Source organism: Streptomyces sp. NPDC002138 (genome assembly GCF_040296485.1).
Taxonomy (GTDB): Bacteria; Actinomycetota; Actinomycetes; order Streptomycetales; family Streptomycetaceae; genus Streptomyces.
This window is the reverse complement of record NZ_JBEOXE010000022.1, coordinates 38,218-51,833: the sequence shown is the minus strand read 5'-3', so window position 1 is coordinate 51,833 and position 13,616 is coordinate 38,218. Positions and strand designations below refer to the sequence as shown.

The 13,616-nt window shown below is 74.5% G+C and carries 10 protein-coding genes and 1 pseudogene; 5 read left to right on the top strand and 6 right to left on the bottom strand.

All coding sequences use genetic code 11. The annotated features are described in order from the left end of the window. Positions 1-18: 18 nt before the first annotated feature. Positions 19-288 (bottom strand): hypothetical protein, encoded by a 270-nt coding sequence (locus ABT084_RS16680; RefSeq protein WP_351043793.1) that lies wholly within the window; start codon positions 286-288, stop codon positions 19-21. A 303-nt stretch (positions 289-591) separates the two neighbouring features. Here ABT084_RS16680 and ABT084_RS16675 point away from each other — a divergent pair, with 303 nt between their 5' ends. After that, positions 592-2,277 (top strand): serine/threonine-protein kinase, encoded by a 1,686-nt coding sequence (locus ABT084_RS16675; protein WP_351043790.1) that lies wholly within the window; start codon positions 592-594, stop codon positions 2,275-2,277. A 10-nt stretch (positions 2,278-2,287) separates the two neighbouring features. Here the strand turns inward: ABT084_RS16675 and ABT084_RS16670 are convergent, their stop codons facing one another. Next, complete coding sequence (locus tag ABT084_RS16670; RefSeq protein WP_351043787.1) at positions 2,288-3,091, bottom strand: SGNH/GDSL hydrolase family protein; 804 nt, start codon at positions 3,089-3,091, stop codon at positions 2,288-2,290. A gap of 199 nt (positions 3,092-3,290) precedes the next feature. Between ABT084_RS16670 and ABT084_RS16665 the strand changes: the two genes are divergently transcribed. Beyond that, positions 3,291-4,388: a DUF5925 domain-containing protein gene (locus tag ABT084_RS16665; protein ID WP_351043784.1), complete on the top strand. Its 1,098-nt coding sequence runs from the start codon at positions 3,291-3,293 to the stop codon at positions 4,386-4,388. A gap of 76 nt (positions 4,389-4,464) precedes the next feature. On the opposite strand, the gene ABT084_RS16660 is transcribed toward ABT084_RS16665, so the two are convergent. Continuing rightward, complete coding sequence (locus ABT084_RS16660; RefSeq protein WP_351043782.1) at positions 4,465-4,851, bottom strand: GntR family transcriptional regulator; 387 nt, start codon at positions 4,849-4,851, stop codon at positions 4,465-4,467. Positions 4,852-4,932: 81 nt separating this feature from the next. On the opposite strand from ABT084_RS16660, the pseudogene ABT084_RS16655 reads away from it, so the two are divergent. The 3 genes and pseudogenes from ABT084_RS16655 to ABT084_RS16645 form a co-directional block, all read left to right on the top strand. Beyond that, positions 4,933-5,862 (top strand): annotated as a pseudogene (locus tag ABT084_RS16655) (GNAT family N-acetyltransferase); the annotation flags it as partial. A 63-nt stretch (positions 5,863-5,925) separates the two neighbouring features. Next, positions 5,926-6,390: a ribonuclease FAU-1 family protein gene (locus ABT084_RS16650; RefSeq protein WP_351043943.1), complete on the top strand. Its 465-nt coding sequence runs from the start codon at positions 5,926-5,928 to the stop codon at positions 6,388-6,390. Between the two features lie 316 nt (positions 6,391-6,706). Then, positions 6,707-7,819 (top strand): lytic polysaccharide monooxygenase, encoded by a 1,113-nt coding sequence (locus tag ABT084_RS16645; RefSeq protein WP_351043779.1) that lies wholly within the window; start codon positions 6,707-6,709, stop codon positions 7,817-7,819. Between the two features lie 36 nt (positions 7,820-7,855). Here ABT084_RS16645 and ABT084_RS16640 read toward each other — a convergent pair whose 3' ends face one another. From ABT084_RS16640 to ABT084_RS16630, 3 genes are all read right to left on the bottom strand, one after another. Further along, entirely contained in the window at positions 7,856-8,716 is an 861-nt protein-coding gene (locus ABT084_RS16640) for an esterase/lipase family protein (RefSeq protein ID WP_351043776.1), read from the bottom strand. A gap of 167 nt (positions 8,717-8,883) precedes the next feature. After that, positions 8,884-9,903, bottom strand: a complete 1,020-nt coding sequence (locus ABT084_RS16635; RefSeq protein ID WP_351043773.1) for a DNA polymerase Y family protein — start codon at positions 9,901-9,903, stop codon at positions 8,884-8,886. Further along, a complete protein-coding gene (locus ABT084_RS16630; RefSeq protein WP_351043770.1) occupies positions 9,900-13,505 on the bottom strand; it encodes a DNA polymerase III subunit alpha in 3,606 nt (1,201 codons plus the stop codon). The genes ABT084_RS16635 and ABT084_RS16630 overlap by 4 nt, the downstream gene beginning before the upstream one ends. Positions 13,506-13,616 lie beyond the last annotated feature (111 nt).

Below are 13,616 nucleotides of genomic sequence, written 5' to 3'. Positions count from 1 at the left end.
CCCGGAATCCGGGGGCAGTTACGAGCGGCGGCTGCCGAAGAGCGTGCGACGCAGGCGGCGCAGCGGCGCGAAGAGCGAGACGCGCGCGCTCCGGCTCCGCAGCACGTGCGTGTGGTCGCGCGACGTCAGCTCACGCATCAGCAGCGTCGCCTCGGCGGCATCTCCGTGCGGGACGGCGGGGCCGCCCAGCACCGCGAGGTGACGGTCGAGGCGCGAACTGGTCGCGCTGCTTCCGCAGGTGATGGCAGGCACGCGGGGCGGCCTGCTGCGCATTGCTATCTGTTCCATGTCTCTCCCCACCCGTACGAGGGCACCCGGCCCGGGCAGGGTAACCCTATCGCCCTCGCGTGGCAGTCGGGTATCCCGGTGGTGTGAATTACCCCTGTAGGGAGGGGTAGTTGATGATTACTCAGTGCGATTGACCGTCACTCTCCGAAGTGACCCCGCGTCACGGGGGTGCGGGCGGAGGCGGGAAGGGGCGGCGGGAGGCGGGAGGAAGCGTCACGTCCAGTTATGACGCGACGGGCGTCACACCGCGAACGATCGGCTAACTTGGAGTGATCACCCCGTGACCCGGATGAGGGGGCTCGCGTGAGCGGAGAGCCGAGCGGCGACGAACGCGTGGTCGCGGGACGGTACCGGCTGCTGGGCCCCCTGGGCCGGGGCGGCATGGGCATCGTCTGGCGGGCCCGGGACGAGGTCCTGGGCCGCGAGGTCGCCGTGAAGGAGGTCCGGGCCCCGGCCGGCCTGGACGAGGCCGAGGTCCAGCGGATGTACGCGCGCCTGGAACGCGAGGCCTGGGCCTCCGCCCGGGTCACCCACCGGGGCGTGGTCACCGTGTACGACGTGGTCACCGAGGGCGGGCGGCCCTGGATCGTGATGGAACTGATCCGCGGGCTCTCGCTCGCGGAGGTGCTGGAGGCCGACGGCCCGCTGCCGCCCCAGCGGGCCGCACACATCGGCGAGCAGGTGCTGGCGGCGCTGCGCTCCGCGCACGAGGCGGGCGTGCTGCACCGTGACGTGAAACCCGGCAACGTGCTGATCGCCAACGACGGCCGGGTGCTGCTCAGCGACTTCGGGATCGCCCGGCTGGAGGGCTCCTCGGCCATCACGATGACCGGCGAGGTGATCGGCTCCCCCGAGTACCTGGCGCCGGAGGCCGCCCTGGGCACCGCGCCCGGACCCGGGTCGGACCTGTGGTCGCTGGGGGTGATGCTGTACGCGGCCGTCGAGGGGCGCACCCCCTTCCGGCAGGACTCCCCGGTCGCCACCCTGCAGGCCGTGGTGGAGGAGGAGTTGCCTCCGCCGCGCCGCGCCGGGGCGCTGGAGCCCGTACTGGAGGGGCTGCTGCGCAAGGACCCGGCGCGGCGGCTGAGCGCACCGGAGGCGGCCCGGATGCTGCGGGTGGTGGGCGCGGGCGGGACCGTACGGGCGGAGGGCGGGCCGGTGTCGGGCCCGGACGCGCCGACGGTGGTCGCGCACCACGAGCAGGGGCGGGCGGGCGGCGGAGGCCGGACCGCGGGGCCGTACGGATCGCCCACGCCCCCGCTGTCCGCTCCCCCGGTCCGGGCCCCCTACGGGCCCGCGCCCCGGCCGGGGTACGGGCCGGCCGCGGAATCGCCCCGCACCGGCCGGGCGGGCCTGGTCCTGGCCCTCGGGATCGTGTTCCTGGTGCTGGCCCTGGCCGCTCTGGGCTGGCTGCTGCTCAAGGACCGCACGGGCGGTGCGGCGGACGGCGGTCCGGCGGGCGGACCGGACAGCTCCGCGAGCAGCCCCGCCACCTCCCCCTCGGCCTCCGCTCCGACGCCTTCGGCCAGTGCGTCGGCCAGTCCCTCGCCGAGCGGTTCGGCGACGGCCGCGCAGAACGTCACCGCGTCCGTGCGCGTGGTGCGCGACCACTACTCCGGCTCCTGTCCGCCGCCCGCGGCGGCCGCGCCCGCCTTCACGGCATCCCTGGAGGTGGTCCGTACGCCGGTGGTCGTGGAGTACCGCTGGGTCACACGCAGCGGGGTGAGTTCGGCGCCCGACTGGCAGGCGCTCACCTTCGAGGCGGCCGGGCCCACCGCGCGGGAGCTGTCGTTCACCGAGCTGAGCCACCGCCCGGGCACGACGCTCGACGACGCGATCCGGCTGGAGGTGCGGCGGCCCGTCGCGACCGGTTCGAACTGGGTGGACTTCTCTGTCACCTGCGAGAAGGAGACCCCGTCGGGCGGGGCCTCCTCCCCCGGTCCGTCCGGCGCGCCGAGCCCGTCGTCCAGCCCGGGCCCGACGCCGTGATCCGGGACGGTCAGGCCGCGCTCGCGAAGACCGGCAGGTAGCCGCCGGACTGTCCGGCCGCGGTCGGGTGGTACGACTCGCCGATGTTGGTCCAGTTGAGACTGTGCAGCCACTCGCTGCCGGAGCAGATCTCGTGCCCGGTGAAGGCGCTGGTGACCGAGGCGAAGGTGAAGCCGTGGTTGGCGGCGCGCTTGGCGAGCGCGGCGTTCAGGTAGTCGGCCGCGCCGTCGATCGCGGAGCGCTTGCCCTCGGACAGCCCGGCGATGCAGCTACCGCCGAGCTTGTAGAAGCGGGGGTAACCGAGGATCACCACGTGCGCGTTCGGCGCGCGCGATGCCACGGCGTTGTACACGGAGTCGAGTTGGCCGGGGAGGGCGGAGTCGACGTACGCCTTGGCCTGGTTGACGCGGTTGATGCAGGTGGTCTCGGACTGCAGCACACAGGTCGTCATGACGTCCGAGAAGCCGGCGTCGTTGCCCCCGACGGTGAGGCTGACGAGGTCGGTCCCGGCGTTGAGCGGGGCGAGCTGGTTGGCGGTGACGTCGCCCGTGCGGGCGCCGGAGCAGGCAGTGAAGGAGAAGCTCTGGGGCGCGTGCGCGGCGGCCCAGAGGGCTGGGTAGGCCCGGCTGGTGCGCTTGCAATCGCCGCTGGAACTGTCGTAGTTCCCGGATCCGACGCCGGAGGAGTACGAGTCCCCGAGCGCGACGTAGCCGAAGTCCGCCTGGGCCGCGGAGGCCTGTCCGGCACCGAACAGCGCGGCGCCCGCGGCGAGGAGGAGTGACGAGGTTAATGCGGCAAACCGTGACAATCTCATGTACGGCTCCTTGTGGGGGTTTCCTGTCCGTTCCGTGGTACAAGGAGCAGGGGTCCACTGGAAGTGTTCATGCCAAGAATGTTCGGGGTGGAGTTCCGGCCGGAATCTTCACCACGGGTGCGTTTGAAGAGGGAATTCACGCACCCGTTCCGGCGAAACACGGGTGCACAAGGGCACTTCGTGCCGGATCATGGGCGCCATGCCAGCCAACCCTCAAGACGCGCTGCCGATCCGGCTCAACGTCGACGACAGCGACTCTCCGTCGGACGTCGTCGACGCACTGTTCCTCGGCCGGTTCGCGTCCGGCGAGCAGCCGTACTCGCACAGCGTGTCCATCGAGCGGGTGAAGGCGGGGGCCAGCCTGGTCCCGCCCGCGGCCACCGTGCTGCGCTCGGCCCGCGACTCCGACCGGAGCGCCACGCTCGCCGAGGGCGAGGGGTGGACCATGCTCGTCTCGCGCTGGAGCCGGGGCGCGGACGTCACCGTGACGGCGGTCAGCGACGAGCTGGCCTCCACGGTGCTCGGCGAGGCGACCGAGGGCGTCCAGGACGAGCCCGAACCGCAGCCGGAGAACGTCACGATGGGGTTCTGGTACGTCTCCCCGCGCCGCGGCCCGTACCGGACGACCCGGCAGATCGCGGCCGGCACCTGGCCCGAGGTGCGGCCCAACTACACCGCGCCCGTGGCCGGTGCGCTGGACCGGCTGATGAAGGTGACCCCGGACGATATCGCGGGGCGGCTGCTGCTGCTCCACGGACCGCCCGGGACGGGCAAGACCTCCGCGCTGCGCACGCTCGCCCGCTCCTGGCGCGACTGGTGCCAGGTGGACTGCGTCCTCGACCCCGAACGGCTGTTCAACGACGTCGGCTATCTGATGGACATCGCGATCGGCGAGGACGAGGGCACGGCCAAGGGCCGCTGGCGGCTGCTGCTGCTGGAGGACTGCGACGAGCTGATCCGCGGCGAGGCCCGGCACACCGCCGGGCAGGCGCTGTCCCGGCTGCTGAACCTCACGGACGGCCTGTTGGGCCAGGGCCGCAACGTCCTGGTCGGGGTCACCACCAACGAGGACCTGGAGCGGCTGCATCCCGCCGTGGTCCGGCCCGGGCGCTGCCTGGCCCGGATCGAGGTGGACCGGCTGACGCACCGGGAGGCGGTGGAGTGGCTCGGCACGGACGAAGGGGTGCCGCGCGAAGGTGCCTCCCTGGCCGAGCTGTTCGCGCTCCGGCGGGGCTCGGGGTCGGCGTCCCTGCTGCCGCCCCAGGGGCACGGGGCGGACGCGGGGCTGTACCTCTGAGCCGGGGCGCCGTCAGGTCCGGTCCGGGGTGCCGCCCGTCCGGTCCGGGGCGCCGTCAGTCCGGTCCGGGGCCCCGTCAGCCGCCGTACCGCGCCCGCAGGGCCGCCACGGCCGCGGCTTCGGCCGCCTCGCGCGTCAGGCCCAGCCGGTGGGCGCGCTCCGCGTACGTCTGGGCGGCGGTGGCGGCCTCACGGGCCGCCGTGTCCCCCTCGGCGGCGATGAACGTGCCGTTGCGGCCGCGCGTCTCGATCACCCCGTCCGCCTCCAGCGCCCGGTAGGCCTTGGCGACCGTGTTCGCGGCCAGGCCCAGCTCCTCCGCCAGCCCGCGCACCGTCGGCAGTTTGAAACCGGCCGGGAGCCGCCCCGAGCGCGCCTGCCCGGAGATCTGGGCGCGCAGTTGTTCGTAGGGGGCGGCCGCACCGGCCGAGCCGTCAAGGGCGAGCTTCAGGTTCGTCGAGGTCACGGGCCCGATTGTCGCCCATCCGGCGGGCGTCGGCGGGAAATTCGGGAGCGGCCCGGGCGGCGCCGCCCGTAGCGTCGCCGTATGACCGTTCTAATTCGTGACCTCCGCCCCGGTGACGTGGCGGATGCCGAGGCCGTCGTCCGTGTCCGCCGTGCCGCGCTTCCCTACATGATCACCACCGCCGAGGGCGTCGCCTTCGAGCTCTCCTCCGCCCACCCCGCCCGGCGCTACCGCCTGCTGGTCGCCGAGACCCCCGACGGCACGGTGGTGGGCAGCGCCCAGGTGGGCATCGCCCACGACAGCACCGAGCCGGGCCAGGCCTTCCTGAACGCGTACGTCGACCCCGCGCACCAGGGCCTCGGCGCGGGCGGCCCCCTCGTGCGCGCGGCGGAGCGGCACCTCGCGGACCAGGGCGCCGTCGAGGTGTTCGCGTGGGTCCTGGACGGGCCCGCCCACCGGGCCTTCGCGGAGCGGCGCGGCTACCGCCCCAGCCGCTCGGCCCACTTCCTGCGCCTGGACCTGACCACCGCCGCCCTGCCGGAGCTGCCCGCCGCCCTGCCCGCCGGGGTCGAGCTGCGGCCGGTCAGTGCCTTCGCGGCCGATCCGCGGCCGCTGTTCGAGGCGGACGCGGAGGCCTCGTCCGACGAACCGGGCGACGTACGGACGGACATGGACGACTACGACGACTGGCTGGCGCACGTGTGGGGCAACCCGGCCCTGGACCGGGAGCTGAGCACGGTCGTCCTCGTCGACGGCGAGGTGGCGGCCTTCACCGCCGCCCAGACCGACGGCGCCACCCGCTACGCCTCGGCGATGACCGGGACCCGGCGCGCCTTCCGCGGCCGTGGCCTGGCCCGCCTCGCCAAGACCGCCTCCCTGCGCCGGGCGCGGGCGGCGGGCTATACGGAGGCGTTCACGGGCAACGACAGCGGGAACACCGCGATGCTCGCCATCAACAAGGGCTTCGGGTACGAGATCTGCGCCTCCGAGGTCCGGTACGCGAAGCGACTGCCCGCACCCCCGGAAGGACAGCCGGGGGCGGAGAAGGAGGCGGCCGCACCGGGGACGCTCACCGTGACCCTGGTCAAGGGCGGTGCGACCAAGATCCGCTACCCGGCCGGCCTGCTCGCCGACACCGGCACGCGGATCTCCGTACGCGCCCCCTGGGCGGCCCCGGGCGTCCGGGACTTCGGCTTCGTGCGCTTCGAGCCGGGCGACGTGTTCACCGAGCACTTCTGGCGGGACCGCTGGTACGCGGTCAAGGAGGTCCGCGGCGCCGCGGGCGTCCTCAAGGGCTGGTACTGCGACATCACCCGGCCCGCGGTGGTCCGGGACGGGGAGGTCGTGGTGGAGGACCTCGACCTCGACCTGTGGGTCTCGGCGGACGGGTCGGACGTCATCCGCCTGGACGAGGACGAGTTCGCGGACAGCGGCCTCGCGGAACGCGATCCGGCGGCCGCGACCCAGGCGCTCCGCGCCCTCGACGCCCTGGAACACCAGGCCCGCTCGACCACGGGCCTGGCCGCCCTGCTGGCCTGACCCGCACGGCCCGTCCACCGGCCCGCCGCCCCGTCGCTTCCGCCTCGGGGGAGCACCATCGACGGTCTCGGCCCCATCGAGGACGAGGGCGAAGAAGAGACCGGAGTTCCTGAGGGGGTTCTTACCGGTGCCTTAAGCGGGCCCTAAGGATTGGCGCCTGGGGGCTCAAGGGCTCGGAACGGGGGGTTCCGATGGCTAGCTTGGGCGGGCCAGGGAGGGCCGGAGGCGGCGTCGTCATCCCGTGAGGGGACGGCGCCGCACTGCCCGCAGCATCCGGCCCGTACGCCCGTACGCCCCGCCCAGAGGAGTTCCACCCATGTCCGCACCCCGCCCCAACGCCGCCCCGCGCACCGCCGCCCGGATCGCCGCCCGTGCCGCCGCCCTGGGCCTCGCCCCGCTCGCGGTGGCCGCGTACGCCGCCGCGCCGGCCGCCGCGCACGGCTCGATGACGGACCCGGTCAGCCGGGTGGCCGCGTGCTACGCGGAGGGGCCGGAGTCGCCCGAGTCGGCGGCGTGCAAGGCGGCCGTCTCGGCGAGCGGCGCACAGGCGTTCTACGACTGGAACGCGGTGAACATCGCCAACGCGGCGGGCCAGAGCAGGACGCTGATCCCGGACGGGCAGCTGTGCTCGGCGGGCAACGGCAAGTACAAGGGACTGGACCTGCCCCGCGCCGACTGGCCGGCCAGCCCGATGACGGCCGGCGCGCACACCTTCCGCTACAAGGGCACCGCCCCGCACAAGGGGTCCTTCGAGCTGTACGTCACGAAGGACTCGTACGACCCGACGAAGCCGCTGAGGTGGTCCGACCTGGAGGCCGCTCCGTTCGTCAAGGTCAGCGACCCGGCCATGCAGAACGGGGACTACGTCTTCTCCGGCACCGTCCCGAAGAAGACCGGCCGCCACCTCATCTACAGCGTGTGGCAGCGCTCGGACAGCCCGGAGGCCTTCTACACCTGCTCCGACGTCGTCTTCGGCAAGGACAACGGCAGCAGCGGCAGCGGCAGCGGCAGCGGCAGCGGTAGCAGCAGCGGCATCGGCACCAAGCCCGCGGGCACCGGGCCGTCGACGGCCGCGTCCGCCCCCGCCGCGGGGGCCGGCGCCACCGGGCCGAAGGCGCCCACGGACCAGCAGATCGCGGACGGGGCGGGCAAGTCCACGGTCGAGCACAGCGGCCACGGGGACAACGACCCGAAGACCAACGGCTCCTCGGCCGCCCCGGTCTCGGCGGACAGCCCCGCGCAGAGCCCCGCCGGGAGCCCGGCCGGGAGCCCGGCCGGGAGCCCCGCGGGCGGCAACCTCGCCCAGACCGGCGGCGACGGCGCCACCCCGATGATCGCGATCGCCGGGGCGGCCACCCTCGCCGTGGGCGCGGCCGTGCTCTTCGGGGTGGCCCGTCGCCGGGCCACCACCGGTCGTCACGGCCGCTGACGCCTCACCTCTCCGCCGTGGCGGACCGCCCGCGCGTCACGCGAAGACCGACGCGCAGGTGGTCCGCTGCGCGTGCTGCGGGTCCAGCGCGTTGGCCGCCTCGTGCCAGGCGATCCGGTCGGTCAGGCCGATCGCGACGTGCTCGGAGAGGTCGAGCGCGCACAGGTCCTGGAGCAGGACGTTGTGTACGTTCGCCCCGTCGAGGAACTGGCTGCGGTACGGGGTGACCACTTCGTCGTACCGGGTCGCGATGACGGTGTAGTGCACCCCGGGGACGGTGTCCCCGCCCGCGTTCAGCTTGGTGACGAAGGGCGAGCCCGCGACCTGGTCGGCCAGCCCCGGGGTCGCCGAGTTGATCAGGTCCCCGGCTCCGGGGAAGTAGGGCAGCAGCTGGGTGAGCCCGAGCAGGGTGGTGCCGTGGTTGTCGGGGGCGAGCCCGACCAGCGCGTTGACCTTGGCCGCGCCGCCGAGGAACTTCAGGTAGTAGTTCGGCATCATGCCGCCCTGCGAGTGCCCGACGATGTCGGTCTTCGCGGCGCCGGTGGAGGCGAGCACCTTGTCGACGAAGACGTCGAGCTGACCGGCGGACTTGTCGATGGGGCCGATTCCGTTGAAGAGCGGGACGTTCGGCAGCTGGCCGTAGTCGAGGGAGTAGACGCAGTACCCGCGGTTGACGAGGTACGGGGCGAACCCGAGCCAGTTGTCGACGGAGTTGCCGAAGGTGCCGTGGACCAGCACCACGGGCCGCGGGTGCTCGGCGGACGGCTTGCAGGACCAGTTGTTCCATCCGCTGTGGGGGGCGGTGGCCGCTTGCGCGGACCCGGTGGGTACCAGGGTGGCGGCGGCGAGGGCGAGGACGGCCAGCGGGCGGAGCAGGCGTCGTCTCCAGGGCAGCATCGTGTGATCTCCTTGCGGGTCAAGGGGAATGAGGGTGGGGGAGTCCCGTGATCCGGATCACATGGGGGCGCTGCTGCCGCCAAATTACGGGCGAGTAGCAAGACTTGGAAGTTACGCGTCAGTAAAGACTGCGTGTCGTGCGGCGAACGGGTTCATTTTCTTCGCCGTTACGCGGCCAGGCTGCCCCGGGCGATGGCCGCCGGGCCGAACCGGGCCCGGATCCGGTCCGTGACCGCCTCCAGCCGGCGGGCCTTCTCGTCCTCGGGGTCGAAGGTCAGCTGACGGGCGGCCCGGTCGGCCGGGGTCAGGTCCTCGGCGCGCAGGGAGAGCGCGCGGACCCGGGCCCGCTGGAGCCCCAGGGCCGCGTGGACGGCGTAGGCCGTGGCGGTCAGGGTGGCCGAGTGGGCGGTGGGTTCGGGCAGCACCCGGGTGCGGGTCAGGGTCGTCCGGTCCGCGCAGCGCACGGTGAGGGAGAGGGCGCGGCAGACCTGGTCCCCGGCGCGCAGCCGGGCACCGAGCTCCTCGGCGAGGGAGAGCAGGGCGCGGCGGTGGCGTACGGGATCCAGCTCGTCCCGGTCGAAGGGGCGCTCGGCGGCCAGTGACCGCGCGGCCGCGCCGGGCAGCACCGGGGTCCGGTCGATGCCGTGGGCCCGCTCGTGCACCTCGCGCCCGGCCCGGGGCCCCAGGATCCGCCGCAGGGTCGCGGGCGGGGCGGCGGCGACCCGGCCGACCGTGTCGAGGCCGTAGGAGCAGAGCACCCGGGCCGCCTTGGGCCCCACTCCGGCCAGGGCCACGACGGGGCGGGCGGCCAGGAACTCCCGTACGGCGGCGGGCTCGTCCGGGACCAGCAGGGTGCGCCCGGGTCCGGCCTCGCGGGCCGCCATCGTGGCCAGCATCGGATTGCCGGCGGCGCCGATGGCGCACTCGGCCCCGTACAGGGCGAGGGCGCGCACCCGGATCACCGCGGCCAGGTCCGCCGCGTCCCGCCCGAAGTACCGCAGCGCGCCCCGGACATCGGCGAGCGCCCCGTCGGGCGGCAGCGGCTGGACCACCGGGGTGAGGGCGCCGAGCAGGGCGAGCAGACCCGCGTGGGCGTCCGCGCCGAGCGGGGCGCCGTCGGCCCGGCGAAAGCGCAGGCACAGCACCGCCGCCCCACCGGCCGGGGCCGCGCCCCGCGCCGCGGTCATCCCGCGCTCCCCGGGCTGGAGTGCCAGAGCTTGCGGCCCGTGGCGGGACCGGTGCCCGGGGGCTGGAGGTCGGCCCAGGGGTTCAGCTCGTACCCCGTCGCCAGGTGGATCCGGCGGCCCGGGTCGGGCGGTACGGCACCTTCGGCGGCGGGTCCGGCGGGCCGGGCAGGCTCCCCCGGTCCGGCCGGCTCTCCCGGCGCCGCCGGCTCCGCCAGCCGGGCCGCGACCGCCTCCAGCCCGCCCGTGGCCCGCAGTTCGGCCAGCTCGGCCAGGTTCCAGGCGGCCGCGCCGACCACGCTCAGGCTCTGCGGGCCGCGCCGCTGGACCACTCCGCGCACCAGCAGCAGGAACGAGTGGAAGACGGTGTGCGCGCACGCCGCGTGGCTGTCGTCGAAGAAGGCGAGGTCGACCAGACCGCTGCCGTCGTCGAGGGTGGTGAAGATGACCCGCCTGCCGGAGCGGATCGGCGGGGTCTGGGTGGCCGCCTTGGCGCCCGCGACCAGGACGGTCTGCCCGTGGGCGGCCGTGCGCAGGGCGCGGGCCGGGATGACCCCCAGCTCGGCCAGGAAGGCGTGGTGGTCCGCCATCAGGTGGCGGGAGGCGTCCATGCCGAGGACGCCGAGCTCGGCGCTGAGCCGTTCGGCGTCGTCCAGGTCGGGCAGCCCGACGGAGGCAGTGGACCGCCCGCCGTCCAGCGGCAGTTGATCCCCACGCGCCCCCACCGCCCGCTGCGCGCCGTGCAGTTCGGACAGGTGCAGCAGCAGGTCGCGCCGGTTGGCGCCGAAGGCGTCCAACGCGCCGACCTGCGCGAGCCGTTCGGCCACCGGTCGGCCCGGGTGGGCCCGGTCCCAGAAGTCGCGCAGGGAGCTGTAGGGCTGCCCGGCCTCGATCCGGGCGGACTCGGCCTCGCTGATGCCGTGGACATCGGAGAGCGCGAGCCGCAGCCCCCAGCGCGCACCGGGAGCGCGACCCGCCGCCGGACCCGGATGACCCCGACCCGAACCCGATCCCGGCCCCGATCCCGCATCGGACACCAGTTCGATGCGGTGGGCGACCGCCGACCGGTTCACGTCCAGCGGCAGCACCGGCACCCCGCGCCGCCGCGCGTCCGCGAGCAGCAGCCGCTTGGGGTACATGCCGGGGTCGTGGGTGAGCAGCCCGGCGTAGAAGGCGGCCGGGTGGTGCGCCTTGAGCCAGGCGGACTGGTAGGTCGGCACCGCGAAGGCCACCGCGTGCGCCTTGCAGAAGCCGTACGAGCCGAAGGCCGCGACGATCTCCCACGTACGGGCGATCACCTCGGGCGCGTAGCCGTGCCCGGCGGCCCGGGCCGCGAACCAGACCCTGATGCGGGCCTGCGAATCCGGATCGGAGAGCCCGCGCCGCACCCGGTCGGCCTCGTCCCGCCCGCAGCGGGTCATGATGTCGACGATCTCGATGATCTGTTCGTGGAAGACGACGACCCCGTAGGTCTCGCGCAGCGGCCCCGCCAGGTCCTCGTGCGGGAAGCGGACGGGCGCCCGCCCGTGCCGGGCCTCGATGAAGGGGCGCACCATGTCGGCGGCGACCGGGCCCGGCCGGAAGAGCGAGATGTCCACGACCAGGTCGTGGAAGGTGGCGGGCTGGAGCCGCCCGACCAGGTCGCGCTGGCCGGGCGATTCGATCTGGAAGCAGCCCAGCGTCTCGGCGGAGCGGATCAGTTCGTACGTCGCCCCGTCGCCCGGCGGCACCTGCGCCGGGTCGTCCAGGTCCAGCTCCTCCCCCGTGCCGCGCCGGATCTCGGCGACGGCGTGCGCCATCGCCGACTGCATCCGCACCCCGAGCACGTCGAGCTTGAGCAGCCCGAGGTCCTCCACGTCGTCCTTGTCGAACTGGGACATGGGGAAACCCTCGCCGCTGGTGGGCACCACCGGCGTACGGGCGAGCAGCGAGGCGTCGGAGAGCAGCACCCCGCACGGGTGCATGGCGACCCCGCGCGGCAGCGCGTCCAGCGCCTCGACCAGCTCCCAGAGCCGCGCGTGCACCTCGCCGCGCTCCTGCCGCTCGCGCACGTCGCGCAGCTCGGGCAGTTCGGCGAGGGCGGCGCGGGCGTCGCGGGCCCGGATGTGCGGGAAGGCCTTGGCGAGCCGGTCCGTCTCGGCGGGGTCCAGCGACAGGGCGGCGCCGACGTCACGGATGGCGTGGCGGACCCGGTAGGTCTCGGGCATGGCGACGGTGGCGACCCGCTCGGTGCCGAAGCGGCCGATGATCGCGCGGTAGACCTCCAGGCGGCGCGCGGACTCCACGTCGATGTCGATGTCGGGCAGCACCCGGCGGCGTTTGGACAGGAAGCGTTCCATCAGCAGCCCGTGCTCGACCGGGTCGGCGTGCGCGATGCCGATCAGGTGGTTGACCAGGGAGCCCGCGCCGGAGCCGCGCGCGGCCACCCGGATGCCCAGGTCCCGTACGTCGTCGACGACTTGAGCGACCGTCAGGAAGTACGAGGCGAAGCCGTGGTAGGCGATGATGTCCAGCTCGTGGTGCATCCGGTCCCAGTACGCCGGGTCGTCCGCGTGCCCGCGCAGCACCATGCCCGCCGCGCAGCGCGAGGCGAGCACCCGCTGGGCGGTGCGGTGGGCGGCGCCGACGAGCCGGGACTCGGGGAAGTGCACCTCGCCGATGCCGAGGTCGTCCGCGGGGTCGACCACGCAGGCCTCGGCCGTGGCGAGGGTCTCGGCCAGCAGGCGGCGGGCGCCGGAGGGGCCCAGGCCGGCCGCCGTCGCGACGCGGTCGGCGGCCGCGGCCATGGCGGCGGGGTCCTTGAGCCAGCGCTCCCCGCTGTCGAGGCCGCGCCGGGGGTCGACGGGGACGAGCCTGCGAGCCGCGTCCAGGACATCGGCGACCCGGCCCTGACCCTGGTCGGCGTACCGCACGGCATTGCTCAGCACGGCCCGCACGCCCTGGTCGGCGGCGAAGCCGACGGTGCGGGCGGCCAGGCGCAGCGAGCCGGGGCCGGTGCCCGCCCGGGCGCCGGTCCGGCCGTGGTCGACGGCCTCCAGGCACAGGGCGTCGCCGTAGACCTCGCGCCAGGGGGCGAGCAGCCGGGCGGCCCGGTCGGGGCGGCCCGCGGCGAGCGCCCTGCCCACCTCGGAGTCGGGCCCGAGCAGCACGTACACACCGCTCGCGCCGCGCAGGGCGTCCCAGGGCAGCAGTGGGGAGCCGCCGCCGGGCCGGGCGTGGGCGGCGGTGACCATCCGGCACAGCTCGGCCCAGCCCGCGGCTCCGTCCCGGGCGAGGAAGAGGGCGCGGGTGGCGGATTCGTCGATGAAGGCGCCGCCTTTGACGGGGGTGCGGAGCCGGTGCGAGGCCTCACCGCGCGCGACGGCGGACGCGGAAGCGGCGAGGGGGGCCGGGGCCACCGCCAGGCCGACGCCGAACAGGGGCCGGATCCCGGCCTTCTCACACGCCTTCAGGAACCGCACCGCACCTGCGAGGGTGTCGCGGTCGGTGAGCGCGAGGGCGTCCATGCCCCGCTCCGCGGCGCGCTCCGCCAGCCGCTCCGGATGCGAGGCGCCATAGCGCGCGGAGAACCCCGAAACGGTGTGCAGATGCGTAAAGCCAGGCATCCGCGGCCTCCTGCTGATCTCGATGCGCCCGACACTCCTTCACCCTCCCCCGTCTCCACCATAGAGCAATTCGAATGCCCGTGCGAAACACGTGTTCGACCGCACGGGTGA

Coding starts and splice junctions, on each gene's coding strand:
- ABT084_RS16645 (WP_351043779.1), top strand. CDS start 6,707: ATGTCCGCACCCCGCCCCAACGCCGCCCCGCGCACCGCCGCCCGGATC.
- ABT084_RS16680 (WP_351043793.1), bottom strand. CDS start 288: ATGGAACAGATAGCAATGCGCAGCAGGCCGCCCCGCGTGCCTGCCATC.
- ABT084_RS16670 (WP_351043787.1), bottom strand. CDS start 3,091: ATGAGATTGTCACGGTTTGCCGCATTAACCTCGTCACTCCTCCTCGCC.
- ABT084_RS16630 (WP_351043770.1), bottom strand. CDS start 13,505: ATGCCTGGCTTTACGCATCTGCACACCGTTTCGGGGTTCTCCGCGCGC.
- ABT084_RS16640 (WP_351043776.1), bottom strand. CDS start 8,716: ATGCTGCCCTGGAGACGACGCCTGCTCCGCCCGCTGGCCGTCCTCGCC.
- ABT084_RS16635 (WP_351043773.1), bottom strand. CDS start 9,903: ATGACCGCGGCGCGGGGCGCGGCCCCGGCCGGTGGGGCGGCGGTGCTG.
- ABT084_RS16665 (WP_351043784.1), top strand. CDS start 3,291: ATGCCAGCCAACCCTCAAGACGCGCTGCCGATCCGGCTCAACGTCGAC.